The 25,733-nt window shown below is 58.5% G+C and carries 26 protein-coding genes; 12 read left to right on the forward strand and 14 right to left on the reverse strand.

Features of this window, described 5'->3' with window-relative positions; translation table 11 throughout:
* Positions 1-14 precede the first annotated feature (14 nt).
* The 3 genes from rnhB (at position 15) to IE087_RS02580 (ending at position 3,291) form a co-directional block, all read left to right on the forward strand.
* Positions 15-614, forward strand: a complete 600-nt coding sequence (rnhB, locus tag IE087_RS02570; RefSeq protein WP_189368315.1) for a ribonuclease HII — start codon at positions 15-17, stop codon at positions 612-614.
* An 87-nt stretch (positions 615-701) separates the two neighbouring features.
* A complete protein-coding gene (locus IE087_RS02575) occupies positions 702-1,802 on the forward strand; it encodes a site-specific DNA-methyltransferase (RefSeq protein ID WP_189367408.1) in 1,101 nt (366 codons plus the stop codon).
* 136 nt (positions 1,803-1,938) lie between these two features.
* On the forward strand, positions 1,939-3,291 hold the full coding sequence (locus IE087_RS02580) for an adenylate/guanylate cyclase domain-containing protein (RefSeq protein ID WP_189367410.1): 1,353 nt from the start codon (positions 1,939-1,941) through the stop codon (positions 3,289-3,291).
* Here IE087_RS02580 and IE087_RS02585 read toward each other — a convergent pair.
* Positions 3,288-4,424 (reverse strand): alkane 1-monooxygenase, encoded by a 1,137-nt coding sequence (locus tag IE087_RS02585; RefSeq protein WP_189367411.1) that lies wholly within the window; start codon positions 4,422-4,424, stop codon positions 3,288-3,290. The two genes, IE087_RS02580 and IE087_RS02585, sit on opposite strands and share 4 nt — an antisense overlap.
* A gap of 83 nt (positions 4,425-4,507) precedes the next feature.
* Positions 4,508-5,551: an A/G-specific adenine glycosylase gene (gene mutY, locus IE087_RS02590; RefSeq protein WP_189367413.1), complete on the reverse strand. Its 1,044-nt coding sequence runs from the start codon at positions 5,549-5,551 to the stop codon at positions 4,508-4,510.
* An 82-nt stretch (positions 5,552-5,633) separates the two neighbouring features.
* On the opposite strand from mutY, the gene IE087_RS02595 reads away from it, so the two are divergent.
* Both IE087_RS02595 and IE087_RS02600 read left to right on the forward strand, forming a co-directional pair.
* Positions 5,634-6,155 (forward strand): DUF721 domain-containing protein, encoded by a 522-nt coding sequence (locus tag IE087_RS02595; protein ID WP_189368316.1) that lies wholly within the window; start codon positions 5,634-5,636, stop codon positions 6,153-6,155.
* The gene (locus tag IE087_RS02600) at positions 6,152-6,850 is read left to right on the forward strand and encodes a DsbA family protein (protein WP_189367415.1); all 699 of its coding nucleotides are present in this window, start codon (positions 6,152-6,154) and stop codon (positions 6,848-6,850) included. The genes IE087_RS02595 and IE087_RS02600 overlap by 4 nt, the downstream gene beginning before the upstream one ends.
* 134 nt (positions 6,851-6,984) lie before the next feature.
* On the opposite strand, the gene lpxK is transcribed toward IE087_RS02600, so the two are convergent.
* The 6 genes from lpxK to IE087_RS02630 form a co-directional block, all read right to left on the reverse strand.
* Positions 6,985-7,983: a tetraacyldisaccharide 4'-kinase gene (lpxK, locus tag IE087_RS02605; RefSeq protein ID WP_189367417.1), complete on the reverse strand. Its 999-nt coding sequence runs from the start codon at positions 7,981-7,983 to the stop codon at positions 6,985-6,987.
* The gene (locus IE087_RS02610; protein WP_189367419.1) at positions 7,983-9,203 is read right to left on the reverse strand and encodes a 3-deoxy-D-manno-octulosonic acid transferase; all 1,221 of its coding nucleotides are present in this window, start codon (positions 9,201-9,203) and stop codon (positions 7,983-7,985) included. The genes lpxK and IE087_RS02610 overlap by 1 nt, the downstream gene beginning before the upstream one ends.
* Positions 9,204-9,210: 7 nt before the next feature.
* Positions 9,211-9,453: a DUF4170 domain-containing protein gene (locus IE087_RS02615; RefSeq protein WP_189367420.1), complete on the reverse strand. Its 243-nt coding sequence runs from the start codon at positions 9,451-9,453 to the stop codon at positions 9,211-9,213.
* A gap of 81 nt (positions 9,454-9,534) precedes the next feature.
* Positions 9,535-10,314 (reverse strand): 3'(2'),5'-bisphosphate nucleotidase CysQ, encoded by a 780-nt coding sequence (locus IE087_RS02620; protein WP_189367422.1) that lies wholly within the window; start codon positions 10,312-10,314, stop codon positions 9,535-9,537.
* The gene (locus tag IE087_RS02625) at positions 10,301-11,650 is read right to left on the reverse strand and encodes a TldD/PmbA family protein (protein WP_189367424.1); all 1,350 of its coding nucleotides are present in this window, start codon (positions 11,648-11,650) and stop codon (positions 10,301-10,303) included. Before IE087_RS02625 ends, IE087_RS02620 begins: the two co-directional genes overlap by 14 nt.
* An 87-nt stretch (positions 11,651-11,737) precedes the next feature.
* Positions 11,738-13,273 carry a DUF2125 domain-containing protein gene (locus IE087_RS02630; protein WP_189367426.1) on the reverse strand — a complete coding sequence of 512 codons (1,536 nt, stop codon included), beginning with the start codon at positions 13,271-13,273 and terminating at the stop codon, positions 11,738-11,740.
* 125 nt (positions 13,274-13,398) lie between these two features.
* On the opposite strand from IE087_RS02630, the gene IE087_RS02635 reads away from it, so the two are divergent.
* Positions 13,399-14,151 carry an SDR family oxidoreductase gene (locus IE087_RS02635; protein WP_189367428.1) on the forward strand — a complete coding sequence of 251 codons (753 nt, stop codon included), beginning with the start codon at positions 13,399-13,401 and terminating at the stop codon, positions 14,149-14,151.
* Positions 14,148-14,756 carry an enoyl-CoA hydratase/isomerase family protein gene (locus tag IE087_RS02640; protein WP_189367430.1) on the forward strand — a complete coding sequence of 203 codons (609 nt, stop codon included), beginning with the start codon at positions 14,148-14,150 and terminating at the stop codon, positions 14,754-14,756. The genes IE087_RS02635 and IE087_RS02640 overlap by 4 nt, the downstream gene beginning before the upstream one ends.
* Before the next feature lie 222 nt (positions 14,757-14,978).
* Here IE087_RS02640 and IE087_RS02645 read toward each other — a convergent pair whose 3' ends face one another.
* Positions 14,979-15,251: an HNH endonuclease family protein gene (locus IE087_RS02645; protein WP_308425415.1), complete on the reverse strand. Its 273-nt coding sequence runs from the start codon at positions 15,249-15,251 to the stop codon at positions 14,979-14,981.
* A 65-nt stretch (positions 15,252-15,316) separates the two neighbouring features.
* On the opposite strand from IE087_RS02645, the gene IE087_RS02650 reads away from it, so the two are divergent.
* Together IE087_RS02650 and IE087_RS02655 are read left to right on the forward strand one after the other, a co-directional pair.
* Positions 15,317-16,690, forward strand: coding sequence for a mechanosensitive ion channel family protein (locus IE087_RS02650; RefSeq protein WP_189367432.1), 1,374 nt, complete (start codon positions 15,317-15,319; stop codon positions 16,688-16,690).
* Positions 16,687-17,859 carry a TIGR03862 family flavoprotein gene (locus tag IE087_RS02655; protein ID WP_189367434.1) on the forward strand — a complete coding sequence of 391 codons (1,173 nt, stop codon included), beginning with the start codon at positions 16,687-16,689 and terminating at the stop codon, positions 17,857-17,859. Before IE087_RS02650 ends, IE087_RS02655 begins: the two co-directional genes overlap by 4 nt.
* On the opposite strand, the gene IE087_RS02660 is transcribed toward IE087_RS02655, so the two are convergent.
* Positions 17,856-18,446, reverse strand: a complete 591-nt coding sequence (locus IE087_RS02660) for a glutathione S-transferase family protein (RefSeq protein ID WP_189367436.1) — start codon at positions 18,444-18,446, stop codon at positions 17,856-17,858. The two genes, IE087_RS02655 and IE087_RS02660, sit on opposite strands and share 4 nt — an antisense overlap.
* Before the next feature lie 118 nt (positions 18,447-18,564).
* Between IE087_RS02660 and IE087_RS02665 the strand changes: the two genes are divergently transcribed.
* Positions 18,565-19,008 (forward strand): GFA family protein, encoded by a 444-nt coding sequence (locus tag IE087_RS02665; protein ID WP_229801234.1) that lies wholly within the window; start codon positions 18,565-18,567, stop codon positions 19,006-19,008.
* Positions 19,009-19,093: 85 nt separating this feature from the next.
* Here the strand turns inward: IE087_RS02665 and holA are convergent, their stop codons facing one another.
* The 4 genes from holA to IE087_RS02685 form a co-directional block, all read right to left on the reverse strand.
* Complete coding sequence (gene holA / locus IE087_RS02670; RefSeq protein WP_189367438.1) at positions 19,094-20,095, reverse strand: DNA polymerase III subunit delta; 1,002 nt, start codon at positions 20,093-20,095, stop codon at positions 19,094-19,096.
* Positions 20,092-20,559 carry an LPS assembly lipoprotein LptE gene (lptE, locus tag IE087_RS02675; protein ID WP_189367439.1) on the reverse strand — a complete coding sequence of 156 codons (468 nt, stop codon included), beginning with the start codon at positions 20,557-20,559 and terminating at the stop codon, positions 20,092-20,094. The genes holA and lptE overlap by 4 nt, the downstream gene beginning before the upstream one ends.
* Positions 20,560-20,564: 5 nt before the next feature.
* A complete protein-coding gene (leuS, locus tag IE087_RS02680) occupies positions 20,565-23,117 on the reverse strand; it encodes a leucine--tRNA ligase (RefSeq protein WP_189367441.1) in 2,553 nt (850 codons plus the stop codon).
* An 81-nt stretch (positions 23,118-23,198) separates the two neighbouring features.
* The gene (locus IE087_RS02685; protein WP_189367443.1) at positions 23,199-23,684 is read right to left on the reverse strand and encodes a DUF3576 domain-containing protein; all 486 of its coding nucleotides are present in this window, start codon (positions 23,682-23,684) and stop codon (positions 23,199-23,201) included.
* A gap of 264 nt (positions 23,685-23,948) precedes the next feature.
* Here IE087_RS02685 and IE087_RS02690 point away from each other — a divergent pair, with 264 nt between their 5' ends.
* Positions 23,949-24,938, forward strand: coding sequence for a porin (locus IE087_RS02690; RefSeq protein ID WP_189367445.1), 990 nt, complete (start codon positions 23,949-23,951; stop codon positions 24,936-24,938).
* Positions 24,939-25,059: 121 nt separating this feature from the next.
* On the forward strand, positions 25,060-25,713 hold the full coding sequence (locus IE087_RS02695; protein WP_189367446.1) for a YggS family pyridoxal phosphate-dependent enzyme: 654 nt from the start codon (positions 25,060-25,062) through the stop codon (positions 25,711-25,713).
* The last annotated feature ends 20 nt before the right edge of the window (positions 25,714-25,733 follow it).

Genomic DNA, 25,733 nt, shown 5'->3' on the forward strand with positions numbered 1-25,733 from the left:
TGCCTGACTTTGAGATGGAAACGCGGATTGGCGGGCGCGTTGCAGGCGTGGATGAGGTGGGCAGAGGACCATTGGCGGGGCCCGTGACGGCGGCCGCTGTGGTTCTGGACCCTGATGCGATTCCTGATGGGTTGGACGACTCCAAGAAGTTGACTGCGCGCAAGCGTGAGGCCGTTTGGGATGCCATTCTGCAGACGGCAGAAGTTTCAGTGGCGCATGCCTCGGTATCCGAGATCGAAGAACTGAACATCCTGCGCGCTTCGCACCTGGCGATGGAACGGGCCGTTGCAGGGTTGCGCATGTCTCCGGATCACCTGTTGATTGACGGCACCATGTTGCCGCGTGGATTCACCCTTCCGGCGACCCCGGTGGTGCGCGGGGACGGCCGGTCGCTCAGCATCGCGGCGGCGTCAATTGTGGCGAAAATATGTCGCGACCGGATCATGGTGGATTTGGCGCAACAGCATCCCGGCTATGGCTGGGAAACGAACATGGGATATCCGTCAAAAAGCCACAGGGTGGCGTTGGAAAATCTTGGGGTGACCCCACACCATAGACGTACCTTCAAACCTGTCCACAATATCTTGTATCAAGAAAAAATCGTAAGCCGCTGATTCAAAAAAGAATTTGACGACGAATCGGGTACGCTACACATTGGCTGCAACCAATGAGCGCACAAAGCGCCGGGACAGAGGCAGACGATGACGAAACATGTAAAGGGCGCCGACGCGCTTCCCTTGAACCAGATTATTGCGGGTGACTGCATTGACGTGATGAACAGCCTGCCTGCGGGCTCTGTTGATCTGATTTTTGCCGATCCGCCCTATAATCTGCAGCTCAAGGGCGAACTGCATCGCCCTGACAATTCGAAAGTCGATGCGGTTGATGATCATTGGGATCAGTTCAACTCGTTCCGTGCCTATGATGAATTCACGACCGCCTGGTTGAAAGCTGCGCGCCGTCTGTTGAAGCCCAATGGCGCGATCTGGGTCATTGGCAGCTACCACAACATCTTCCGCGTTGGGGCTTCTCTGCAGAACGAAGGGTTCTGGATTCTGAATGATGTGGTGTGGCGCAAGTCCAACCCGATGCCAAACTTCCGCGGCAAGCGGTTCACCAATGCCCACGAGACGATGATCTGGGCTGGTAAGGACGAGAGCAGCAAGTACACTTTTAACTACGAGGCGCTGAAGGCGCTCAACGAAGGTATCCAGATGCGCAGTGATTGGGTTTTGCCCATTTGCACGGGTCATGAGCGTCTGAAGGACGAAGCTGGCGACAAGGCACATCCGACACAAAAACCGGAAAGCCTGTTGCATCGCGTTTTGGTTGGGTCGACCAACCCGGGTGATGTGGTTCTTGATCCCTTCTTCGGCACCGGCACAACTGGTGCCGTCGCCAAGATGTTGGGCCGTGAGTACATCGGGATTGAGCGTGAAGCCGCTTATCGCAAAGTGGCGGAAAAGCGCATCGCGTCCGTACGTAAGTTCGACAAGGAAGCGTTGTCTGTTTCCGCTTCCAAACGTGCTGAACCGCGTGTGCCCTTTGGCCAGTTGGTCGAACGCGGCATGCTGCGCCCGGGCGAAGAACTGTATTCCATGAACAAGCGCCACAAGGCCAAGGTCCGTGCGGACGGCACGTTGATCGGCGACGATATCAAGGGCTCGATCCACCAGGTTGGCGCACATCTTGAGGGCGCACCAAGCTGCAATGGCTGGACCTATTGGTGCTTCAAACGCGAGGGCAAGGTTGTGCCCATCGACGTGTTGCGCCAGCAAATCCGGTCTGAGATGCACGACTAATTCACGAAACACCGCCAGGTGCCTGCGGCCTTTCAGAAGGCCCAATAGGGCACTGCACCTATGCCCCGCCTTTTTGGCGGGGCTTTTTTGTTAGGAGCACTTACATTGGAGCACAGAAGCCAAGAGGGCAGAGATCATGGTGGATGCAAGCAGCGCGTTGCCGGTGTCGCAGCGCACGGATCGTGAAGACGAAATTCCCGCACATCGGCACGCGCAAGAAGCGCTCGCCCGCAACAAACGCGAAGGGATGGACCTGGCGGTAAAAGCACGGGTCGGGGCGCTGTCTGTCACCGCCGTCATGCTGGTGTTTCTGAACCCGAACTGGGATGTGGTTTGGTATCTTTTCCTGTTGTTCTGCCTTGTACTGGTGGGACTGGCACAGCGGCGTGTTGGTCGGGTGGGGCAGTCGCGGGCGGAATTGGCCCTGTTGTTTGCTGACCTCTTGTTGATGACCCTGGCGTTGCTTGTGCCCAACCCATTGCAGGACGATCCGATGCCGACGGCGTTGATCTACAATTTCGAGGTCTTTCAATACTTCTTCATTATCTTGGCGGCGGGTGTGCTGACCTATTCCTGGCGCACGATCATTGCCATCGGGAACTGGACAATGGCGATGTGGCTGACCGGTACGCTCTGTGTCTGGTGGTTTGGCAGGACCTTTCCGGAACTGACCGATGCGGCCAATGCGATGTTTCCCAACCATCCGGATCTGGCTCAGCAGTTTGACCCGAACAATGTGAATTGGGATTTGCGGTTTCAGCAGGTCGTTGTGTTTCTGGTTGTGGCATTGATCCTGGCCGTGGCTGTGCGCCGGTATCAGATGCTGGTCCTGGACAGTGCCGAAATGGCGCGCGAGCGGACCAATCTGGCGCGGTATTTTTCACCAACAATGGTGGATGAGTTGTCGACCAAGGACGAACCATTGGGCCAGATCCGCAGTCATGACGCGGCGGTCCTGTTTGTCGATATCGCCGGCTTTACTGCCTATGCAGACAAGCGACCGGCCCAAGAGGTGATCGAGACCTTGCGTGCCTTTCACGCCAGGATGGAGAGCGAAGTATTTGCCCATGGTGGCACCCTTGACAAGTACTTGGGCGACGGGTTGATGGCGACCTTTGGTACACCGTTGCCGTTGCTAGATGATGCGGTCCGTGCTGTTGCGTGTGTGAAAGCGATGGTGGACCGGATGGATGCGCTGAATGCTGACCGTCGTGCCGAGGGCTTGCCTGAAATCGATGCACGATTTGGCCTTCACTACGGGCCAGTTGTTTTGGGGGACATCGGCGCAAATCGGCTTGAGTTCGCGGTTCTGGGCGACACTGTGAACGTGGCAAACCGGCTCGAAGCGATGACCCGTGCGCTGAATGTGCGGGCCATTGTGAGCGACGCTGTTGTGACCGCCGCAGGCGTGTCAGAGGGTTTCCGCCGCGCACCTGACCAGTCGGTACGCGGTGTGGCAAAACCTCTGTCATTATGGGTGATGGACTAGCGCGGAAGCGGGTTCGCTGCCTTGTTGTACGCGGTCCAGTCCGTGATTTCGGGATAGTACATATCCCGCCACTTCTGCACGCGTGGGTTCATGACGCGTTTCCACACCTTGGGCATCATCGCTGCAATGGTCATGACCGGATAACCGTAGGGCAGCTGGGGTGCGTCAGCTTCGGTATAGTTTTGCAGCACCGGGAAGCGGCGGTCGGGCTTGTAGTGGTGGTCCGAGTGCCGCTGCAGGTTGATCAGAAGCCAGTTCGATGCCTTGTGCGCGGCGTTCCAAGAATGGCGTGGCTGCACGTGTTCATATTTGCCATCGCCCAGGTGTTTGCGGGTCAAACCGTAGTGTTCAATGTAGTTGACCAGCTCAAGCTGCCAGATCGCAACGCCCGCTTGCAGGATGAAGAGGCCCACGCCTGCCCAGCCACCAAGCGCAAAGGCCAGAAGAAAGCACACCAGTTGCAGGTAGGCGTATTTCCAGAAGGGATTTGAACTGTCTGTTGCGGGTAGGTCCTTGCGGGCCAGCATCGCCTTTTCGGCATTCCATGCAGACAAGAAGCATTGCTTCAGAACGCGGGGGTAAAAGCGGTAGAAACTTTCGTTCATGCGGGCGGTGACCGGGTCGCGCGGGGTGGCGACATAACGGTGATGCACAAGCAAATGCTCGGACCGGAAATGGGAGTAGAGCACCATGGCCAAGAGCGCGTCGCCCAGCCAGCGTTCGAGCTTGTTCTTCTGGTGCATCAGCTCGTGGCTGTAGTTGATCCCGACCGTGCCGGTGATGACGCCAACGCCAAAGAAGATCACCAGCTTTTCGATCGTGTTGAGGTGATCGGCCGGTGCGACATAGGCAATCAGGCCAAACAGCATCAGAAATTGCGCAGGCACCCATGCGGTTGTGATCATCCGGTACCAGAACAGGTCATCCTCGGTCGCTTCAAGATCGGCGTTGTCGGTGTTCAGGCCCACCGCGAGATCAAGGATAGAGAACATGTACCATGTCACCACTGGCAACAGGATCACGGTCCAACCGCCATAGACGGCGCTAACAATCGCCAGCGGGATTAGCAGGAATGACATGGCGAAGGGCAGGGCATTCTGCACCTTGGCAACGGTTTCCGGCGGCAGTGTCATGTCGGTTGATCCTCTGGTTGCGCGCACCGCAGCTTAAAGACAAGTGGCCGTTTCTGCCAAGGGTGACGCCACGGTGCGAATTGTCACTTCTGCGCCAGATCAAAGGCCTTGCGCATGACCGTCGGCAGGTCGGAGGGACGAAATTGATCGCGCGGCAGGTAGAAGCCGCGCTCGGGCTCGGCATTGCTGACGTTCGCGACCATCACGTCAAGGATCAGGTGGAAATGGGTGAAGGTGTGCCGTACCTCACCGTCGAGCTTGATCCAGTCAGTTTCAAGCGGTGCGTTTCGGGGGCGGGGTTCGGATGTATCCACCCATTCTGATCCTGGCCAGCCCATCATTCCCCCCAACAATCCCTTGTCCGGGCGCGTTTCGACCAGCCAAGCGCCATCGTTGCGCTGGGCAAGGTAGACGGTGCCGTGGCGGATGGGTTTTGCTTTTTTCGGTGTTTTCTTCGGCAGCTCTGGCGCTGTTCCAGCGGCACGCGCCTGACACGGTTCACGCCACGGGCAAATGCCGCAGGCTGGGGATTTCGGGGTGCATATTGTGGCCCCCAAATCCATGACCGCCTGCGCGTGGTCGCCGGGACGGTCTTGGGGCGTCAACCTGTCAGCATGTTCGGTCAGGATCGGCTTGGATGCTGGCAACGGCGTATGTTCGTCGAACATGCGTGCCATGACCCGCTCGACGTTTCCATCAACAACGACGTGTCGCAGGTCGAAGGCGATCGAGGCGATGGCGGCAGCCGTGTAGGGGCCGATGCCTGGTAGTCTTAGCAGTGCGGCGTGGTCCGCAGGAAATGTACCATCGTGATCGGCGACCACGGCACGGGCGCATTTCAGCAGGTTGCGGGCGCGGGCGTAGTAGCCCAGCCCGGCCCATTCACCCATGACCTCTGCATCCTCTGCAGCGGCGAGATCGGACACCGTGGGCCAGCGTGTTATGAACCGTTTGAAATACTCGGTGACGGCGGCAACAGTTGTTTGTTGCAGCATGATCTCGGACATCCAGACGGCATAGGGGTCGGGGCGCACGCCTGCTTTCTTGTCCGTTGGCCCCACTCGCCACGGCATTGCGCGCGCATGTACGTCGTACCAATCCAGAAGTTCATTGCTGAGGTCACGCAAGAGTTATGGCTCTCCTATTGAGATTGCTGGTGATCACGCCTTGATCCGTTATGATCACGAGTGAGTGACAGGGAACATAGCTATGGCCATGCGGCGTGCCAGTACAAAAGGGTTCAAACGGACAGCATCTTTGCTGACCGGACAGATTCGGCAAGCCAGCGAAAGCCGCGGCTTTGCTCAAAGCCGCTTGCTGACGGATTGGGCCGAAGTGGCGGGGGCAGATGTGGCCGCGATCGCCCGTCCTGTTGAGGTCAGTTATGGCCGTGGAGGTATGGGGGCGACGCTGACCTTGCTGACCACGGGCGCACAGGCCCCCATGCTTGAGATGCAAAAGGACCAACTGCGGGAGCGGGTGAACGCGGTCTACGGCTATAATGCCATCGCGCGCATTCGGATCACGCAAACGGCAGCCACCGGTTTTGCTGAGGGGCAGGTTGCCTTTGAGCATCGACCCAAGGACACCACGCCTCCAGAGCCTGCGCTGGAAATGACCCGGGCCGCTGCCCATGTTGTCGCCCCTGTTGAAGATGAAACACTGCGCGCGGCCCTCGAACGGCTGGGCGCACATATCCTGACAAAAGAAAAACAAGGAACACGCACATGAACCGTATCGTTGCTATCCTCGCCGTTATTGTCGGCGTTGGGGGGTATTTCCTGTATAGTTCGATGCAATCCAACGGACCGAGCGCGCAGGAGCAGGCACAAGCCGAACGCTTGCTTGGTGCGGCCAATGCACAGGCGGCATCGGATGACATCGACACGTCGTCGGTGGTTGAGATGCAATTGGGCAACCCGGACGCACCTGTCACAGTGATTGAGTATGCCAGCTATACCTGCCCACATTGTGCAACCTTCCACAGCGGTGCGTTCAAGCAGCTCAAGTCGGACTACATTGATGCCGGGAAGGTTAACTTCATCTACCGTGAAGTATATTTTGACCGGTTTGGGCTGTGGGCTTCGGCCATTGCGCGGTGCGCAGGCACGCCTGAAACGTTCTTTGGTGTGACAGATCTTTTGTATTCTGGCCAGTCCGAGTGGGCGCGCGCCGGGGGTGGTGATCCAGCACAAATCGCAGATGAGCTGCGCAAGATCGGGCGTTTGGCTGGGCTGTCGAGCAATAAGATCGAGGCATGCCTGACGGATGCGGACAACCTCCGTACGCTTGTGGCTTGGTACCAGCAAAACGCGGCAGACGACGGTATTAATTCGACCCCGAGCTTTGTCATCAATGGGACCAAGTACAACAACATGGCTTACAATGAGATGGCCCGTCTGATCGACGAGGCGGCTGGCAGCTGACTTGATGTTGCAATGCCCGGCCTGATGGTCGGGCGCTGCGCCCCGATTGTCTGTTGAAAGGACGCGCTGGCGCGCGGCATAATGATTCCCATCCGCATACTGCGGATGGGCTTGTGCCTCCAGCGGTGGTATTTTCAGTCAGAAGAAGCTGAGTTCGGCAGAGCGTTGAGCGCTGCGTCGAGTTGTTCCGGGTTTTCAAACGCGAGGCGTACTGGCAGCGTGATCACCCTTGATCTGAAAGCGGGTGGCAATCGCGCGGCATCCTTTTCCGTCGTGACCAGTTGAGCACCGATGCTACGCGCCTCGCGTTCCAGGCGTGTGAGGAACGCGGTGCTGAGTTTCTGATGGTCCCCCAGTGCTTCGCTGCGCAGAAGGTGCGCGCCCAGCCCACGCAGAGTGTTAAAAAACTTGTCTGGTCGTCCGATGCCCGCGAAGGCAACGAGCGGCGTGTTCGTCCAATCCATCCCGGTTTGCAACGGTTGAAGATCAGCACGGACGTGTGGCAACGCATTTGGTAAATGCGAGGTGTCAAACCGGCTTTGTGCTTCCTTAGGGCCAATCGACAAGATCATGTCGGCCCGTGCGAGTCCGGTTTCCACAGGTTCGCGCAAAGGCCCTGCTGGCAGGCAAAGCTTGTTCCCAAAGCCGGTTTCTGCATCCACAACAATGATGGCCATATCGTGGTGCAATGCCGGATCTTGAAAGCCGTCATCGAGGATGATCGCTGTGGCTCCTGCGGCTATGGCGGCGTGGGCGCCTGCAACGCGGTCGCGGGAAACCCATGTCCTGGCAAATGCGCTGAGCAGCAGGGGTTCGTCCCCTACCTGTTCAGCACTGTGCCGTGCCGGGTCCACCTCAACTGGGCCTGTTTCCGTGCCGCCGTAGCCCCGGCTGACGATGTGAGGGTCCTGGAATGCGGTGCGCAGACGTTCTGCGATCGCAATAGCCGTGGGAGTTTTGCCCGTTCCACCGGCGTTCAAATTACCGACACAGATCACGGGAACAGGCAGTGTTTCTGGTGTACCCCGTGCGAGGCGTCGCGCAGTGGCCCGTGCGTAGAGTGCGCCGAGGGGCCAAAGCAACAGGGCCCACACGTCAGGTCGCTGTTTTGACCAAAAGCTCGGTGCGCGCATCAGGGCTTTCCTTTTTGGCGTGCATCGAGGCGGGTTTGCGTCAGCGAGATGATCCTGTCGAGACTGTCCGCCCCCCGTGTCACCACATCCCACCCCGCCATGGCCATGTGTGCGGCATGGTCAGGGGTAATCATCTGGCTGACGGCCCGACCGAGCGACGCGGTGTCGTTCACAATGCGTGCGGCACCAGCGTTCATCAACCGTGTGAAAGCGTCGACATGGGGGCCGACATGCGGACCGTAAATGATCGCTGCTCCATGGGCTGCAACGGAGTAGGGATCACAGACGGTGGTGGAAGATCGCATTGATCCGCCCAGAAATGTGACCGTTGCCACACGGAGCCAAAGTCCGAGTTCCGTGTCATCATCAGCAATCAGCACTTGGGTGTTGTCATCGGGAAAGGCGCCGTCGCCCCAGTTTGCAGACGTCAGCCCCTGATCAAGTGCATGCCTTTCGGCATCTTGTGCTTGTTTCGGATCGGCGAAATGCAGGATCAGAAGCAAGCGGTGTGACGTTTTGAGTGCAGATTTGTGTGCGGACAATACACTGGCGCATTCCAGGGGTGATGTGCGTGCTGACAGCCAAGTCGGTCGTCCGCCCAATTCAGCAGTAAGGTCTGAAAGATCACTCTCCGTGGCAGGCATCATCTTGCCAAATGGATGCAAGGGCTGCGCCAGTTCCATTGCAGAAACAGGGCGTCCCATCTGTGCAAGGCGCAGATGTGCATCTTCATCGCGTGCCGTGACGTGATCAAACTGCGCCAAGAGCGCGCGGGGGACTTCCGGCAACCAACGGTCGCGTCTGCTTTCAAACCCATCGCGCGCGACGTCGACCAACATCATATGCGTGCCTTTTTCGGCCGCAGACAGGATCAGATTGGGTAACAGGTCGCCCCAGGCCCAGATCAGAACATCGGGTGCCCAGTGGGCGATAAATGCGTCTGTGACGGCAGGATGATCGGGCGGCGTCGCTTCTTGCCATATGCATTCGGAACCGCGATCTCCAAAGCCGTCTTGTGCGGCTGTCAGCAACACGTTGCATTCAGGACGCATTGCGGTCAGCCGGTGGGCCAGATCGTTGAGCGCGCGATTGTTCCCTGGTTCAGCAGCATGAATCCAGACCAGTTCTCCGGGTGGCCTGTCCCGAGTTGGCGCAAAGGGTGGAGGCGCGCGCCGCCCCGACACTGTGCGATAGGCCGACAGCCCAAGCGATCCACGCACGTGGCTATCAGCCGAGTTCTTCAGTTGCGGTTGCTGCGTTCTCTTCGTCGCGCAGGCGATGCAAGTGCGCGATGTAATATCGCATATGCGCGTTATCCACCGTGCGTTGCGCTTCGGATTTCCAGGCATCGTAGGCCGCCTGGTAGTTCGGGAAAATCCCGACGATATGCAAATCTTCAACGTCCTTGAACACGTTCCGGGACGGGTCCACCAGTTCGCCACCAAAGACGAGGTGCAGGCGCTGTGTCATTGCAATTTCCTTTAACTATGGGCTGGGCTTGCCGCGCGCAGTTTGCGCATATGGGTCGGGGGGTCAAGGTCGTCAGGATGATCAGACGGGTTCCAGTCGGCCCACCAATGCGCTGTGAAGGTGCGGTCCTGCGGCAACCACACCGTTCAAGGCTGGATGGGCGTTGTTGAACTGCAGTGGCGCTCCGGTGCGGTCTGTGATCCTGCCGCCTGCTTCGGTCACGATCAGTGCACCGGCGGCAATGTCCCATTCCCAGCTGGGTCGCAACGTGAGCATTCCATCAAACCGACCTTGGCCAACAAGCGACAGGCGATATGCAAGTGATGGCCGATAGTGCCGATCGATCAAAGGAGCGCCATCGCGCCAATGCTTGTCATGGAGCGTGGGTCTCGCGGCGAGGACGGTGCTCTGCGGCGCCATGCCAGCCTGCGTCGCCGAAAGTGAAACACCATTCAAAGTTGCTCCCATTCCAATGCCGGCGGCATAGAGCTTGTCATGTCGTGGCAAGTAAATGACAGCAGCGCTGACTTGACCCTTGTGCGCGACAGCAATCGAGATGGCCCAAGTCCGACCGCCTTCCACAAAGTTTCGGGTCCCATCGATTGGATCGACGATAAAAACCGTATCAGCGGTCAGGCGTGCCGCACTATCCTCCGTCTCTTCCGACAACCAACCATAGTTGGGACGGGCAAGACGTAGGGTTGTCTCGAGGGAGTGATTCACTGCCAAATCGGCCTCGGTCACAGGGCCCGCTTCGTCAGGCTTGTCCCAACGGGCCGCCGATGGTCCGGCAAAGCTGGTCGCAACCCGCCCGGCGATCCGGGCCGCATCGACCAAAAGGGGCAGGTCAGCTGCCGGCAAGAGTCATACTCGGGACCAAAAGCGATGGAACCACGCGGCTCAGGTGCGGACGCGCATCATTCGCTGGCGTGATCTGGCGCAGCATATCGATCAAGTTGCCCGCGATGGTGCATTCATTGACCGGATAGGCAATCTCGCCATTTTCAATCCATAGACCAGCGGCCCCGCGAGAGTAGTCACCGGTATTCGGGTTGATCGTCGATCCGATCATTGAGGTTACGAGTAATCCTGTACCCATGTCTCGGATCAGGTCCTTGCGTGACGCGGCACCGGCATCAAGGGCAACATTCCAGTTGGATGGGCTAGGCGGGGCCGATGTTCCGCGTGCGGCATTACCTGTGGGCGCCATATCCAACTTGCGCGCCGTCGACAGGTCAAGCGTCCAGCCGACCAGCATGCCGTTTTCCACAATAACTCGGCGACGTGTCGGCAACCCTTCGGCATCGAAGGGTCGTGTGCCCGATGTTCGTGGGCGGTGTGGATCTTCAACCAGGTTCAGACCCTCCGGCAACACCGTTTGGCCCAGTTTCTCGCGCAGCCAGGACGATCCGCGTGCGATGTTTGATCCATTTGCAGCAGCGAGTAGATGGCCAACAAGCGATGACGAAATCCTTTCGTCGAACAGCACCGGATAGGATCCGGTCGGAGGCTTTCGGGCACCGGCACGCTCCACTGTCCGTGTGCCTGCCTCGGTGCCGATATCCTCTGGGCTGCGCAAGTCGCATTGAAAGATTCGGCTGTCGCCGCTGTAATCCCGCTCCATCTCGGCACCGCTGCCTGAAATCGCAACGCAGCTCAGCGCGCGATCTGTGCGGCGGTAGCCACCGGAGAACCCGTTGCTGGCGGCCAGCCAGATGTTGCGCACGCCGTAACCCGCCGATGATTGTTCGACCTGGTTGATGCCTTTCACGGCTCTGGCCGCTGTTTCGGCAGCAAGGGCGTCGGACTGCAGTTCTTCAGCGGCGGGTTCTGGGGATGTGTCGTTCAACTCCAGCGCTTCGATATCCCACTCGGTCGCCAGTTGATCGGCATGTGCCAGTCCGGCAAATGGGTCCTCAGGTGCTTCGCCTGCCATCGCGACAGCGCGCATTGCCATCTCTTCAATCGTGCGATCACTCACATCGGACGCTGACACGTTGGCCTGTTTCTGACCGACAAAAACACGCAGACCAATGTCGATGGATTCAGACCGTTCGGCCTGCTCCAGCGCCCCGTTCCGGACATCGACAGACAGGGACGTACCTTGGACTGCAATCGCGTCCGCTGTATCCGCACCTGCGGACTTGGCCGCGTCCAGCAAGCGTTGGCTGAGTGTCGATAAGTCGGGTGGGGTCATTCGTCTGCTCCGCATTCTTGCGCCTGAGGTAGCGGTGCAGAGGGACAGGTGCAAGGGCGGCGACCTGCGCCGCCCCGCCGGTTTACATCAGCGGATGCGCTGGCCGTTGGCCAGAACATGACCTTCTTCATTGACTTCGATTTTCGAGTTGAGGGTGTCTTCGCCCTCTCCCGGAACGGCAAACAGGCCCATCATCATACGGGCGCCCATGGCCTGATCCTCTGGCAGCAGGCCCATGCCGACCAGTTTGTCCAGCAAACCGTTGCCACCGACCAGTGTTACATCAACTGCGCCTTCTGGACGCGGCATGCCATCGAATGTGGCCAGGTCTGTGTTGTCGAATACGAAGTCGCCTGCGCCGGTAAGACGCGCGCCAACGGCATCAAGTTCAAGCTTGTTTACAGTCAGAGCGTTCAATTCCCCCGGAATTGTATCGGACTGCTCAAGCACTTCGGCCTGTGCCGGGTCAAGGAAGTCAAACAGCACTTTTGCCTTGCCGCTCAAATCAACGACCAATGTCGCCGGGTTGCGAGGCAGTTGCGAGGTCGGATCAAACAGGCTCCAGATCGCATCGGACATCGAAAATTCGCTGAGCGTAACCGCGAGACCGAAATCCTGCTCTTCATTTGACTTCTGCAGCGGCATCAGGAAACGGGTTCCAATCTCTGTGGCAGAAAAGGACAGGGGCAATGGCAATTCAGTGAGCAGCATGTTCATGTTCACACCGCTTTGCGCCACATCGTAGAGCAGGCCATCCGGCCCGATGGCGACGTCAAACTTTGCGCCGGTCGACGTGGCGTTTGCTGTACCGCTTCCGTCTTCTTCGCTGCTGAACGACATGTCGTAGTTGCCGCCAGTTGTGGTGAAAGACGCCTGTGCCTTGAAACCATCGTTCAGCATTGCGTTCAGATCCTGAACATCCGCTTCCAAGGGCAAATCGCCGGTACCGTCCAACTTCAGGCCGCTCATAGCGCCCTTGATCTGGAAGTTGTCGTCGCTTTCCGGATCGTTGAACGCGATGTCATAGTCGACGGATGCGATGGACATGTCTTGCGCCATCTTCCGGACGTCGCCCACGGACGTTTGAACGACCTGTGCGAGATCGGTCATGTTCACGTCCACCTTTGCGATCTCGGGGCCAACCGAAACGCCATCAATTGTGACACTTTGCAAGGCCATGCGCGCGGCATCGGCCGCGTAGGTGTATGTCAAGTCACCGGGATCACCAGATGCAACCATGCTTGGCGCCGTTTGGATAAAATCTACAGCTACTGTCACATCCTCACCGGATTCCGGCACAAATGACATGTTCATCGTTGTGCTTGCGGGCAGCTCGATTGCCACAGTGCCATCGCCTTGCTCGACGAAGTTGATGGACTCGATTGCCACTTTGAAAGAGCCTGCGCCGGTATCGTCGGCAAATTCCACGTCCAAGGTCATGTCGGAGACGGAAACGGTTCCAGCCTCGACGGCTTCAGATGCTGTGATAGCGTAGCCCGCACTGGACATGTAGGACTGCCAGTCGGCCCAAACCTCCTCGGCGGTCAAATCCGCCAAAGCAGCGGTCGCGGGCAGGCACAGCGCCAATGCAGTGCCGGAAAAAAGATGAGAAAAACGAGACATATCAGAATCCTTAAACAGCTTTGGCCATATCGTCCGGAACAGAGCGCGGAGCGTCAAGGCCGCAGGCTGGACCTAAGCTGCTGTTGTCCGTACCACAAGGCCAAGTCTAGGAAGTGGAGAACAGAATGCATGATATGAGCGGAAAGACGACATTGATCACCGGTGCCAGCCGCGGGATTGGCGCGGATACTGCCCGCGTTTTTGCCGAAGCTGGGGCAAATGTCGTCCTTGTGGCGCGCAGTTCCGACGCCGTCGCTGCATTGGCGACTGAAATTGGCCCGAAGGCTATCGCGCTGCGCTGTGACGTGAGCGACTATTCCGCGGTTGAGGGTGTTGTGACCGAAACGGTGCGCCGTTTTGGCGGATTGGATGTTCTGGTTGGAAACGCGGGTGTGATTGAGCCGATCTCGCATTTGTCCCAAGCTGATCCCGAAGCTTGGGGCCACGTGATCGATATCAATCTCAAAGGTGTCTTCTATGGCATGCGCGCCGCACTGCCTGTCATGCTGAAAGCCGGTGGCGGCACGATCCTTACGGTCAGTTCGGGTGCGGCCCATGGCCCAGTCGAAGCCTGGTCACACTATTGCGCGTCCAAGGCAGGAGCAGCGATGCTGACCCGATGCGTCGACAAGGAAAACGGCCATTCTGGCATTCGGGCCATGGGGCTTTCACCAGGCACTGTGGCGACGCAAATGCAACGCGAGATCAAGTCCAGCGGCATCAATCCGGTCAGTCAGCTTGACTGGTCCGATCACATTCCTGCGGATTGGCCTGCCAAGGCTCTGCTTTGGATGTGTTCTCCCGACGCGGATGATTGGGTTGGGCAGGAAATCTCTCTCAGAGACCCTGACATTCGTGCACGGGTCGGTTTGACATGATTGAAGTAGATTGCGCGACCCCGATCTGGACCATCAGGATCAACCGCCCAGACAAGGCGGGTGCGCTGACTGAACAAATGCTGATCGATCTTCGTGACGCGGCGCAGGCTGCTCGACAGGCGGCTGCTGTGGTTCTGACTGGGACGGGCAAAGTGTTCAGCGCGGGTGCGGATCTGGATGCGGCGCGTGCGGGTTTGGCCACGTCCCCCCTTTGGGAGGAGTTGTCGAGTGCCATCGCCGATTTGCCGGGCCTGACCATCGCGGCCTTGAATGGGACGGTGGCAGGTGGCGCAACCGGTATGGTGCTGGCGTGTGACCTGCGCATCTCGGTACCAACGGCCAAGTTCTTCTACCCAGTCATGAAGCTTGGGTATTTGCCACAACCCAGCGATCCTGTGCGCATGGCTGGCCTGATTGGTCCGGCACGAACCAAGCTAATTTTCCTGGGTGGCCAGAAAATTTCGGCTGCAACGGCTTATGAATTCGGTCTGGTTGATGAACTTGTTGAAAGTGGATCTGTGCAAGAACGGGCCCAGCAACTGTGTGAGGACATCGCCGCCGCAAAAGCTGACGTGGCATTTGCGATCAAAGCCATGTGTAAATAAGGTAAATACAATAGTTGTCAACTTTGCGTTACACGTTGTAGGCTTTCTGTCGATGGCCCGTGATGGACGCATAGACTACGCAAAGCGCGACCCCAAACCTGCTCAAGCTTCGCGGGAACTGACGACGTATGAGCGTGTAGAATTGTTGGTTTCGGGGGTATTGCGTGATGTCAGCATTCGGCTAGAGGAAAAGCGTACAGTCGACACAACCCCGCGCGAACGTTAACGCTTGCGACGGGTCCCGGGGACCTTTGACGCAAAGCTCGGCGGGCGCTTTGCCACCCATGCTAAGAACTTTGCCAATCGCGGATGCCCGCGCAACGCCTCGGGCGTGTTGTAGGCACGTGCCAGTTCGGTTTCGGTCAGTGTGGCGTGGATTTCACGGTGGCAGATGTGATGCAGCAACACCGTTGGGCCGCCTTTGCCGCCTTTCAGTTTGGGAATCAGGTGGTGCAGGCTTTGTGGTGCGTCGGGTGGGATGGGACGGCCACACAAGGGGCAAATTGGTGCATGTAGGGTGTCTGGCAGCTGTATGGTCCCTTGCGCAATGCTGATTGCCCATGACAATTGGCGCGTTGTTGGAACGATGCAAGAGGTACGGTGTGGAGTTTGATCTCGAAAGCCAGCCCGAGATTGTACAGACCATCGCGGGCTATGCCCTGCAAGGGTGGGAACTGGCGCTGTCTTGGTTGCTGAGTCCTGCCGCGTGGTCACAGTTTGCGCTGTTGATTGTTGCCTATCTGGCTGCAGTCCTGATCACGCGCCGTTTGCAACCGACACTGGCGCGGGTCCTCGACCCCGGTGAAAACGATACCGTCTTCGCCAAGGCGCGCCGGTTCGTGATCCAGTTTCTGCCTCTCGTACTGCCGCTCTTGGCCTATGTACTGACCGGGATCGGTGAAAGCGTTGTTCGATCGATCTTTGACAGTGGGGCCGTGATTGCTTTCGGTAAACGGGTTTTCCTTTTTCTCGCAGTGCGGGCGCTTGTGCGGGACATCGTCACTGACCCGTTCCTCAAGTTACTCGGCCGATATGTCCTGATCCCGGTCGCGGCACTCTACGCTCTCGGTCTTCTGGAACCCGCCGCGACGCGACTGGAAGCCACTGTCGTTCCGTTGGGCAATCTGTCCTTCAATCTTCTTTGGCTTTTGCAGTTCGTGGCCGTTGCCGGGATTATTTTCTGGCTCGGCCAATGGTCCAACAGTCAGTCGAGCACTTTCATCCAGAAACAGGAGGAGATGCGCCCCTCGCTTCGGCAACTCGTGGCCAAGTCCATCGAGTTCCTAATTTTCGGCGTCGCGTTCCTGTTGCTCATGAATATCATGGGCATCAACCTGTCTGCCCTCGCCGTGCTTGGGGGTGCGATCGGTGTCGGCCTCGGCTTTGGGCTGCAAAAGATCGCGTCGAACTTTATCTCCGGTGTGATCCTGCTGGTCGAAGGCCAGGCGACGGTTGGCGACTACGTTGAACTGGATGGCGGTGAAGCGGGTACAATCGTCAAAATGACGGCCCGCGCCGCGATCCTTGAAACCTATGATGGCCGCTGGATTGTTGTCCCTAACGAGGATTTCATCACCACCCGCGTCGTCAACTATTCTGACAGCGGATCGGCAAACCGGTACGAGGCACCATTTTCGGTCAGCTACAATACCGACATCAACGCTGTGCCCGACATCATAAACGCCGCCGTCGCCAAGCTGCCCTTTGTCCTCGCCAAGCCCGAGGGGCCGGATTGCGAGCTTGTGGGATTCGGTGACAGCGGGATCGACTTCGCCGTCGAATATTGGGTCAACGGCATTGATGACGGGCGGAACAAGTACAAGAGTCACGTGCTTTTTGCGATCTGGAATGCGCTCAAGGACAACGACATTGAAATCCCCTACCCGCACCGCGTGGTTGAGATGAAGGGCGAACTGCGGACCACGTCGGAGTGAGCCGCGCTGCTGTGATTGGTGGCGGCCCGGCAGGGTTGGCTGCAGCAGAAGTGATGGCGGACGCTGGACTGCAGGTCAAGGTTTACGAGGCCAAACCAAGTGTTGCACGCAAATTCCTGATGGCGGGGAAGTCCGGGCTAAACCTGACCAAAGCCGAAGACCTGAGTATCATGTTGCCACACTACACCGACGCCGCAAGCTGGCTCACCCCAGCGCTGCGGGCTTGGGACAGTACCGCCGTCGTGGCATGGGCCGAAGGCCTGGGTCAGGAGATGTTTGCAGGCTCAACGGGCCGCGTCTTCCCCAAGGCGATGAAAGCATCACCGCTTTTGCGTGCATGGCTGCGCCGTTTGGATGGGCGGGGTGTGAGCATTTTGCCTCGGCATCGGTGGGTCGGTTGGGACGGAAAACTGCCAATCATAATGGGACCCGACGATACCGTTTCGTCTGTCGATGTCGATGTTGTCGTATTGGCCTGTGGGGGTGCCAGTTGGGCGCGGCTGGGCTCTGACGGTGCATGGGCGGATTGGATTGGAGCGGACGTGCAGCCTTTTGGGGCAGCAAACGCGGCGGTCGCCATTGAGTGGTCTGATCACATGGCGAAACAGATGGGGCAGCCGGTCAAGGGCGTCGCATGGCGCGCGGGTCGCCATCGATCACGAGGCGAGGCCGTGATTTCACATCGCGGACTCGAAGGCGGCGGTGTCTATTCGGTATCGCGGGGGGTGCGGGAAGGCGCGACCCTCTATCTAGACTTGTTGCCTGATCTGAGCGTCGATGATGTCGCCGCGCGGCTGGACCGTCCGCGTGGCAAGGCGAGCTTGGCCAATCATCTGCGCAAGACGCTTAGGTTGCCTCCTCCAAAAATAGCGTTGGCACAGGAATGGGGCAGACCTTGGCCAGTTGAGACCTTGAGAATTGCCCGACGGCTCAAGAAACTGCGGATCGCGCACGCTGGACTGCGACCGATCGACGAAGCGATCTCAACGGCGGGGGGCGTGCCTGCCCCTGCGTTTGATGATGCGCTCATGTTGCGGACCAGACCAGGTGTGTTTTGTGCCGGAGAGATGCTGGACTGGGAAGCGCCTACAGGCGGCTACCTTTTGACAGCTTGCTTTGCCACGGGGCGTTGGGCAGGGCGCGGTGCAGTGAAATTCGTGCAGCCTTAGCGCCCTGCCGCTGCACGAAACGTGGGCCTCGCACGCAGGCGCTTTGAATACGCCTTCACACTGTCGGGCAGCGCCGGAAAATCAGCGCCGAACGCCCAGCCGAAACAATGTACGGCCAACAGGTCCGGTACCGAAATCTGGTCGCCCATGATGAAGTCGCCTGCCTGTTCCAACCTCTTGGCAAAGGTATCGACATTTCGCGCGAACTCTTTGTGCAGGGTCGACGCGATCGTCGGTTGGCGTAGTTTCTCGGGCAATACAAAGGTGTGTTTGCTGTGGGTCCAAAGCAACGCGTCCACTTCGTCAATCAGCCAAAGGGTCATTGCATCCTGTTGGGCGCGGGCTGGTGTTCCGGCAGGGGCGGTCAAGGTGCCGTGCTTGTCTGCAAGATAGGTCATGATCGCGACACTGTCCGTCAAAACGTCCTCACCATCCACCAAGGCAGGGATCTTGCCCAAAGGGTTGTGCTTTGTTGCCTCTTCCGAACGGGGAAATGCCTCGACCAGTTCATAGGGCTGTCCCAGCTCTTCCAACATCCAGAGCACGCGAAAGGCGCGGCTTTTGACGGTTCCGATGACGCGGTACATGATGCCTCCAGGTTTGTTGCTCGGAAGATCGCAGGCCCGGGGCGGCACTGCAAGGCTACTGTCAGAATTTGGCAGTTGGGTCGCTTACACCAAAGGTAGCCAGCCAGAGGAGGTTACCATGTCGCGATCAGGATCCTGCATGTGTGGAGCCGTGAAATTCACCATTGCTAAAACCATAACAGAAACCGGCGCGTGCCATTGCAGCATGTGCCGCAAGTGGTCCGGCGGCGTTTTTCTGGGCGTGCAGGTGCCCAAGGGTGGAATGCAGATTGAGGGGGAGGATAACCTGACCGTTTACACGTCGTCTGAATGGGCCGAACGGGCGTTCTGCAAACACTGCGGCTCATCAATGTTCTATCGAGTGACGGCGCCCGGTCCCATGAATGGCGAGATGCATGTTGGAATGGGAACCTTTACGGATGCTTCGGGCATTCCTTTGACGGGCGAACTGTTTATCGACCTGAAGCCTGATGGCTATGCCTTTGCCGGTGAGGGGCGGCATCAGATGACCGAGGCCGAGGTGATGGCCATGTTTGCGGCCCCGCCCGAGGAGCATCCGTGATCCAAAGGCCGCTTGCGCGACGACACTATTGACGAGGCTGCGCCTCGCGACCCCTGCTCGGATGAAAAAGACACGCGTCCCCGAACTATCGACGTGCAAGCATGGCAAGCCGGATAAAGCAGCGTTCGACCAGTGCAAGCGCCGGCGCATTCTGGCCAGCAGAGCGCAATTGCAGGTCTGTATCCGTCAGCTCTGTCAGGGCAAGTTCCAGCTTCGGTGCACCCCAGTTCCGCGCTTGCGTAAGCATCTTGTCCCGGTTCGGTCCCCAGATTTGTGGACGACCTGATGTATCACAGGCCGCGCGATGCAACGACCGGAAATGGCGCATGGCACCAATGCACAGGCTGACCGCGTTAACCCCCTGTGCTTGAAGGCGCTGCATGACGGGACCGATGGCTGCAGCATTGCCATCGCCGACGACTAGCAATACGTCATCCACATCTGCCTCGATGGATGCGGGTGCGCACGCACTAATGTCGTCTGCACTCAGCGGTTCGGGATCGTTGAGTTTGTACAGTCCCAACTTTTCGAGCGTCTGGCGGAAATCTCCAGGCTCCAGTTGCCGGGCGAGGTCCATCAGCAGGTGCATCGCCTCCTGTGGTGGGTTGGTGATGCCCGCAGCTGTCAGGTCGCGTTCGACTTCGTCGCGCGTTGGCGGATTGTCGTATATTCCAGCAGCAAAGGCCGATGGATGGGCCTCGAACGCCTTGCGGAGTTTCGACGTGGGTTTCAGCGCTCCTGCGGTCACAACGATCTGTGCATCGCCCGCCACCCAGTCCGACAGGGCCTCGGTGATGATTGGCCCGACGGTTTCGTTTGCATCTTCGACCAAGGCCACGCGGAGGCCGGGGAAAAAGCCGATGGCCTTCACGGCATCCAGCAAAAGGGCGGGTTCCTTGCGCAGATCACCGGCCGGAATTCGCGTCAGGCGCATTTCTTCTTCGCCCTGCGGACCAATAAGTGCCGCCACAACCTGTTGCCGCTTCAGTGCGATGCGCATCCCATCGGCACCGTAAATCAACAGGCCCGCCGCATCCGGGTCCGGCTTGGCGAAGTACGCGGTGGCCTGGCCTGCATTCAGCTTCACAGGTCAGAGACCTGCAATTGAAGCACAATTTCGTCTGCAAGGCTGGTCATCAACCGTTCGGTTGCGTCGCTTTTGGCTGTGAGGGTGGCAACCGTCGTGCCGGTTGCAGAATACCCAACGAAGTTATTCACATCTTCCGACAGCAAAACCGCACCTGTCGCGGAATCGGTGAGTGTGTATGTTGCGTCACCGATCACGTGAAACCTGCGGATGTCTCCATCCGGGTCGATGGCGCGTGCTTCTTCTCTCACCGACAGCACAATGCCCAAGCGGTATGCAGGGGCCGTCGCGCGCCCCAACCGCTCTTCCAGCTGACGCACCAACAAGAAGCCTTCACGGTCAATGGGTGTATCAACCTGCACGCGGTTTTGCAGCTTTGTTCCTGCACCGCCCGGGCCATAAACGGGTTCGAATCCGCAAGCGGACAGGACTACGGTCAAGGCCAGGGCTGCAAAGATACGCATGTTGGTTAAACCACCACGTTGACGATACGGCCTGGCACGACGATCACCTTCTTGGGTGTTCCGCCGTCCAACGCCTTTTGCACAGCTTCGGTTGCCAGCGCCTGTTTTTCAACCTCGGCTTTGTCCATGTCGGCAGGAACGGTGATTTCACCGCGCCGCTTGCCGTTGATCTGGATGGGCAGGGTGACGGTGTCAGACACCAGCATTGCCTCATCCGCCTTCGGCCACGGGGCATTGATCACAAGTCCTTCGCCGCCTTGATGCGCCCAGATGTCCTCGGACAAGTGTGGCGTCATGGGGGCCATCAGTTGAGCCAGCGTCATCATTGCGACGCGCTGGGCCGCATGGCTGGCCTTGGACTTCTGCAGAACCGCGGTAAAGCCATAGAGCTTGGCGATGGCCGCGTTGAAGCCAAAGGATTCAACGCCCATTGTCACGTCGTGGATGGTCTTGTGCATGGCGCGCAGCAGATCATCGTCACCGCTGCCTACGGCGTCTTTGTCCATCTTCCCGATACGGTCACAAATGTTCCACACACGAGCAAGATGCTTAAAAGCTGCTTCGGCCCCGCTTGCGGTCCACTCCACATCGCGCTCGGGCGGTGAGTCGCTCAGGACAAACCAGCGTGCTGTATCCGCGCCGTAGCTTGCAATGATGCCCAGCGGATCAACCACATTCTTTTTCGACTTCGACATCTTGGCCGATGGGACAACCTCGACCAAAGCGCCAGTCGCACCAAGGCGCGCGCCGGATTCGGTCCACTCAATATCCTCGGGCAGATGGTAGACAGGCCGATCATTCTCGTCCCTGGTCACGTAGATTTCGTGCGTCACCATCCCTTGTGTGAACAGCGCGTCAAACGGTTCCTCGCAGCCTTGCGGCAGGTGACCGGTAATACGCATGGCCCGCGCAAAGAAGCGGGAATAAAGCAGATGCAAGATTGCGTGTTCGATGCCGCCAATATACTGGTCCACATTCATCCAGTAGGCTGCATCCTCCAGATCCGTAGGCGTTTCCGCCTTCGGCGCAGTGAAACGCGCAAAGTACCACGACGAATCCACGAACGTGTCCATGGTGTCCGTTTCACGCTTGGCGGGTTTGCCGCAGGACGGGCAGGGCACATCCCGCCATGTTGGATGGCGATCAAGCGGGTTGCCAGGAATGTCAAAGCTGACATCGTCGGGCAATTCGACCGGCAGGTTTTCTTTCTTCTCAGGCACCACGCCGCAATCGTCACAATGGACAACCGGGATCGGGCAACCCCAATAGCGTTGGCGGGACAAGCCCCAGTCGCGCAGACGGTATTGTGTCTGACCTTTGCCAAGCCCATTGGCTTCGAAATAGTCGATGGTGGCGTCGATGGCGTCCTGGCTTGTGACCTCACCAATACCTGCAAAGTGGTCAATAAAGGCGACTTTTTCCGTCTTGGTCGGAACAAGCGCTTCGTTCTCGACCTCGGTGGTGTCGCCCGGCATGTAAAACGCGTTTTGGACGTTCAGGCCGTATTTCCGCGCAAAGTCGAGGTCGCGCTGATCATGCGCAGGGCAGCCAAAGACGGCACCGGTACCGTAATCCATCAAAACAAAGTTTCCGATCCAAACAGGCAGTTCGACATCAGGATAGACGGGGTGTTTGACCCGGATGCCCGTATCGATGCCCTTCTTCTCGGCCTTTTCCATGGCCGCTTCGGTCGTGTCCATCTTGCGGCATTCGTCGATGAACGCGGCAAGGTCAGGATTGTTGGCCTCAAGCGCCTTGGCTACCGGGTGGTCTGGCGATACAGCAACGAATGACGCACCGCGCATCGTGTCGGGACGGGTCGAATAGCAAAGAATAGTGCCCTGCCCATCCGTGCGGACAAAAGGAATGTCGATCCCACGGCTCTCACCGATCCAGTTTTCCTGCATCAGGCGCACCTTGGCGGGCCAGTTGTCGAGCTTGCCAAGCGCATCCTTCAACTCACCTGCCATATCGCTGATCTTGAAGAACCACTGCGTCAGCTCGCGCCGCTCAACCTCGGCGCCCGAGCGCCAGCCTTTGCCATCAATTACCTGCTCGTTGGCGAGCACGGTCATGTCGACCGGGTCCCAGTTCACCTGCGCATTCTTGCGGTAGACAAGATCGGCTTCGAGCATATCGAGGAAGAGCGCCTGCTGCTGGCCGTAGTATTCCGGGTCGCACGTCGCGAATTCGCGTGACCAGTCAATAGACAGGCCCAGCGGCTTCATCTGCGAACGCATGTCGGCAATGTTGTCATATGTCCACGTTTTTGGGTGGCCTCCGATGGCCATGGCCGCGTTTTCGGCAGGCATCCCGAAGGCATCCCAACCCATTGGGTGCAGCACATTGTGGCCCGTCGACATCTTGTAACGGGCAATCACGTCACCCATCGTGTAGTTGCGCACGTGTCCCATGTGGATGCGGCCCGAAGGGTAGGGGAACATCTCGAGCACGTAGTACTTCGGCTTGTCGGCACTGCGGGTTGCCGTGAATACGCCGGCCTTGTCCCAGGCGGCCTGCCAGCGGGCTTCGATCTCGGATGGGGTGTAGGTGGCCATGGGTTCTGGTCCTGAATGTAAAAACGCCGGGCACGAAGCCCGGCGCATCTGATAATGGGGAATGGGTTGCGCTGAAAGGGCCTAAAGGCGGTTATCAGCCACCCGTAGCTGACGGGCGCGGGTCAGGATAGCATCTTCGATCGCGCGCACGGTTGCGGTGCTGGCTGGACCATTCCGCGTTTGCAAGGCCACATTGAGTGACCGTGCGTCCAAGGCAGGATCGCTGATGAGAACAGTCGCACGATATGCACGGCCGCCACCTGGGGGTGTACCATAGCCGGTTACGATCACCCCAGTGAAAGGATCAACAGACTGAATCGGCAGGAAATCCAGCACCTGAAGGCTCGCCGACCAGATGTATTTGTTGACTCGAACAATGGATTCCTGATTGCGCCGCGCGCGCAGCGCTTCGCCCAAAGTTGTCTGGTTCCTCTGGCCCCGCTCCCGTCCGGATGTCTCGGGATCAGAGGACGGTGTGCTGCCGCGAAAGTTCAGCCCTCCGCATCCAACCAGAAATACGGCCATGCCCATTATGGCCATCCGGCCGATTACCCGCGTTTTAAGCATCGGAATTCCTAACCCCTATCCGTCGATGCCCGTGATAGCCAAGTTGACCTGTGCTCGCAAGACGGCGCCATCTGCCGGAGTTTCGCACCCAAAAGTCGTGGGGCACTGATGGCGCGACTGTGGCAAAGCTGCACCAACCATGTCGGAATTGCGGCCACGACCCGATGCGTTGCTTGAGATGCCGCGGCAAATGGTTGAGACAGCATCCATCCCCTCGCCGGATTCCCCGGTTAGGGCGTGTGACTGAAAACCGAGGGAAAACTCATGAAAAAAGTTCTCTTCGCTACTACTGCGCTGATTGCCACTACGGGCATGGCAGCTGCAGAGATTAGCTTTGGTGGCTTTGGCCGTTTCGGCCTGATCTACAACGACGGTGCTGACGACGAAACCAGCATCGAGCAGCGTTTCCGCCTGAACATCACGGGTACTGCAACAGCCGACAACGGTCTGGAATTCGGCGCTCGTGCCCGTATCGAGACCAACGATGGTGCAGATTCCGACGTTCGCGCGGCTGAGTTCAACGTTGAATCCGGCGGCTTCCGTCTGGACGTTGGTAACACATCCGACGTGATCGACTCTGGCGACGTTCTGGACTACTACGGCTACGGTGTTGGTCTGACGGCGCTGGTTGAAACATCGACCAACTTCGCTCTGCCAGCTTCCGGCATCAGCGGCGACGGCGACGTTCCTGCGACCATCAAGTTGCGCTACACCGCAGGTGATTTCACTGTTGCTGCATCGGTTACTGATGACCGTGACGTGACATCGATTACTGTTGCGAGCACAGCAGGTACTGCGACGGCAAACACTGCGACAACCGTGTCGCGTGAAGAATGGCAGATCGGCTTCGGCTACAACTTTGGCAACTACAATGTCGGCGTTGCTTTTGGTAACGAAGACGTCACCACCACGACTCTGGTGAACGGTGCTGCGGCAGCGACTTCCACCAACGTGGACAACGACTTCTGGGCCCTGGGCTTCGGCGGTGAAATCGGCGCATTTGCCTTCACCCTGCTGGTTGCAGACACAGACGCGAACCCTGACACCGCCTACGGTGTGTCGGCCAAGTACGACGTTGGCGCAGCGACTGAAATCCGCTTTGCTTACTCCGACACAGGCGCAGCTGGTGATGACACCGACGCGTACGGCATCGGCTTCCGCCACTCGCTGGGCGGCGGTGTATCGCTGCAAGGTGGTGTTGGTGAAGTTGCCGGCAACACCGTTGCCGACCTGGGTGTTCGCTTCGACTTCTAAGTCGTGCGACATCCAAAGATTTGGGGCGGGCCTTTGGCCTGCCCCTTTTTGTTTCTGGACCTTTGCAATTGTCTGCCGACCGTGCTTTCTGCCCAATAGACCAGATGCAACAGGTGCGCCCATGTCCCTTTCCGAAATCAACTCCAGGATCGAAGCTGCCTGTGCCAAGGCCGGGCGGGACGTGGATACCGTCAAACTGATCGCTGTCAGCAAGGTGCAGCCTTTGGACAGGGTGCAAGCGGTTCTTGACGAGGGGCACCGCCTTTTTGGTGAAAATCGGGTGCAGGAAGCAGCGGGCAAATGGCCTGACTTCCGACAGCAATGCGGCTCGATCGACGTGCATCTGATTGGCCCCCTGCAAAGCAACAAAGCACGGCAGGCAATGGAGTTGTTTCAGGCGATCCATTCCGTTGACCGCCCCAAACTGGCAAAGGCAATCGCCCGACTGGCGCAAGAGTTGGGACATTGCCCAGAGATTTTTCTTCAGGTCAACACTGGCGAAGAAGCCCAGAAAGCGGGTGTTTTGCCAGCAGATGCCGACGGCTTCATTGCTGAATGCCTTGGGCTCGACCTGCCTGTGCAGGGCCTTATGTGCATCCCGCCGCTAGACGAAGATCCGTCTTTGCACTTCGCACTGCTGGCCAAGATTGCGGCGCGCAATGGCCTCAGCGGGTTATCGATGGGTATGAGCGGAGACTTTGAAAATGCGATCGCGCTCGGAGCAACTCATGTCCGTGTGGGGTCCGCCATTTTTGGGGACCGCGGGGTCAAGTGATGCGATCTGTCTTGTTCTTA

It is taken from the genome of Tateyamaria omphalii (assembly GCF_014651375.1).
In the GTDB taxonomy this organism is placed as follows: Bacteria; Pseudomonadota; Alphaproteobacteria; order Rhodobacterales; family Rhodobacteraceae; genus Tateyamaria; species Tateyamaria omphalii.

Excerpts from the sequence above, each read along its gene's own strand:
- rnhB (WP_189368315.1), top strand. The coding sequence starts at position 15 with ATGGAAACGCGGATTGGCGGGCGCGTTGCAGGCGTGGATGAGGTGGGC.
- IE087_RS02575 (WP_189367408.1), top strand. The coding sequence starts at position 702 with ATGACGAAACATGTAAAGGGCGCCGACGCGCTTCCCTTGAACCAGATT.
- IE087_RS02580 (WP_189367410.1), top strand. The coding sequence starts at position 1,939 with ATGGTGGATGCAAGCAGCGCGTTGCCGGTGTCGCAGCGCACGGATCGT.
- IE087_RS02585 (WP_189367411.1), bottom strand. The coding sequence starts at position 4,424 with ATGACACTGCCGCCGGAAACCGTTGCCAAGGTGCAGAATGCCCTGCCC.
- IE087_RS02595 (WP_189368316.1), top strand. The coding sequence starts at position 5,634 with ATGGCCATGCGGCGTGCCAGTACAAAAGGGTTCAAACGGACAGCATCT.
- IE087_RS02600 (WP_189367415.1), top strand. The coding sequence starts at position 6,152 with ATGAACCGTATCGTTGCTATCCTCGCCGTTATTGTCGGCGTTGGGGGG.
- lpxK (WP_189367417.1), bottom strand. The coding sequence starts at position 7,983 with ATGCGCGCACCGAGCTTTTGGTCAAAACAGCGACCTGACGTGTGGGCC.
- IE087_RS02615 (WP_189367420.1), bottom strand. The coding sequence starts at position 9,453 with ATGACACAGCGCCTGCACCTCGTCTTTGGTGGCGAACTGGTGGACCCG.
- IE087_RS02625 (WP_189367424.1), bottom strand. The coding sequence starts at position 11,650 with ATGACCCCACCCGACTTATCGACACTCAGCCAACGCTTGCTGGACGCG.
- IE087_RS02630 (WP_189367426.1), bottom strand. The coding sequence starts at position 13,273 with ATGTCTCGTTTTTCTCATCTTTTTTCCGGCACTGCATTGGCGCTGTGC.
- IE087_RS02635 (WP_189367428.1), top strand. The coding sequence starts at position 13,399 with ATGCATGATATGAGCGGAAAGACGACATTGATCACCGGTGCCAGCCGC.
- IE087_RS02640 (WP_189367430.1), top strand. The coding sequence starts at position 14,148 with ATGATTGAAGTAGATTGCGCGACCCCGATCTGGACCATCAGGATCAAC.
- IE087_RS02650 (WP_189367432.1), top strand. The coding sequence starts at position 15,317 with ATGACAATTGGCGCGTTGTTGGAACGATGCAAGAGGTACGGTGTGGAG.
- IE087_RS02660 (WP_189367436.1), bottom strand. The coding sequence starts at position 18,446 with ATGTACCGCGTCATCGGAACCGTCAAAAGCCGCGCCTTTCGCGTGCTC.
- IE087_RS02665 (WP_229801234.1), top strand. The coding sequence starts at position 18,565 with ATGTCGCGATCAGGATCCTGCATGTGTGGAGCCGTGAAATTCACCATT.
- lptE (WP_189367439.1), bottom strand. The coding sequence starts at position 20,559 with ATGCGTATCTTTGCAGCCCTGGCCTTGACCGTAGTCCTGTCCGCTTGC.
- leuS (WP_189367441.1), bottom strand. The coding sequence starts at position 23,117 with ATGGCCACCTACACCCCATCCGAGATCGAAGCCCGCTGGCAGGCCGCC.
- IE087_RS02685 (WP_189367443.1), bottom strand. The coding sequence starts at position 23,684 with ATGCTTAAAACGCGGGTAATCGGCCGGATGGCCATAATGGGCATGGCC.
- IE087_RS02690 (WP_189367445.1), top strand. The coding sequence starts at position 23,949 with ATGAAAAAAGTTCTCTTCGCTACTACTGCGCTGATTGCCACTACGGGC.
- IE087_RS02695 (WP_189367446.1), top strand. The coding sequence starts at position 25,060 with ATGTCCCTTTCCGAAATCAACTCCAGGATCGAAGCTGCCTGTGCCAAG.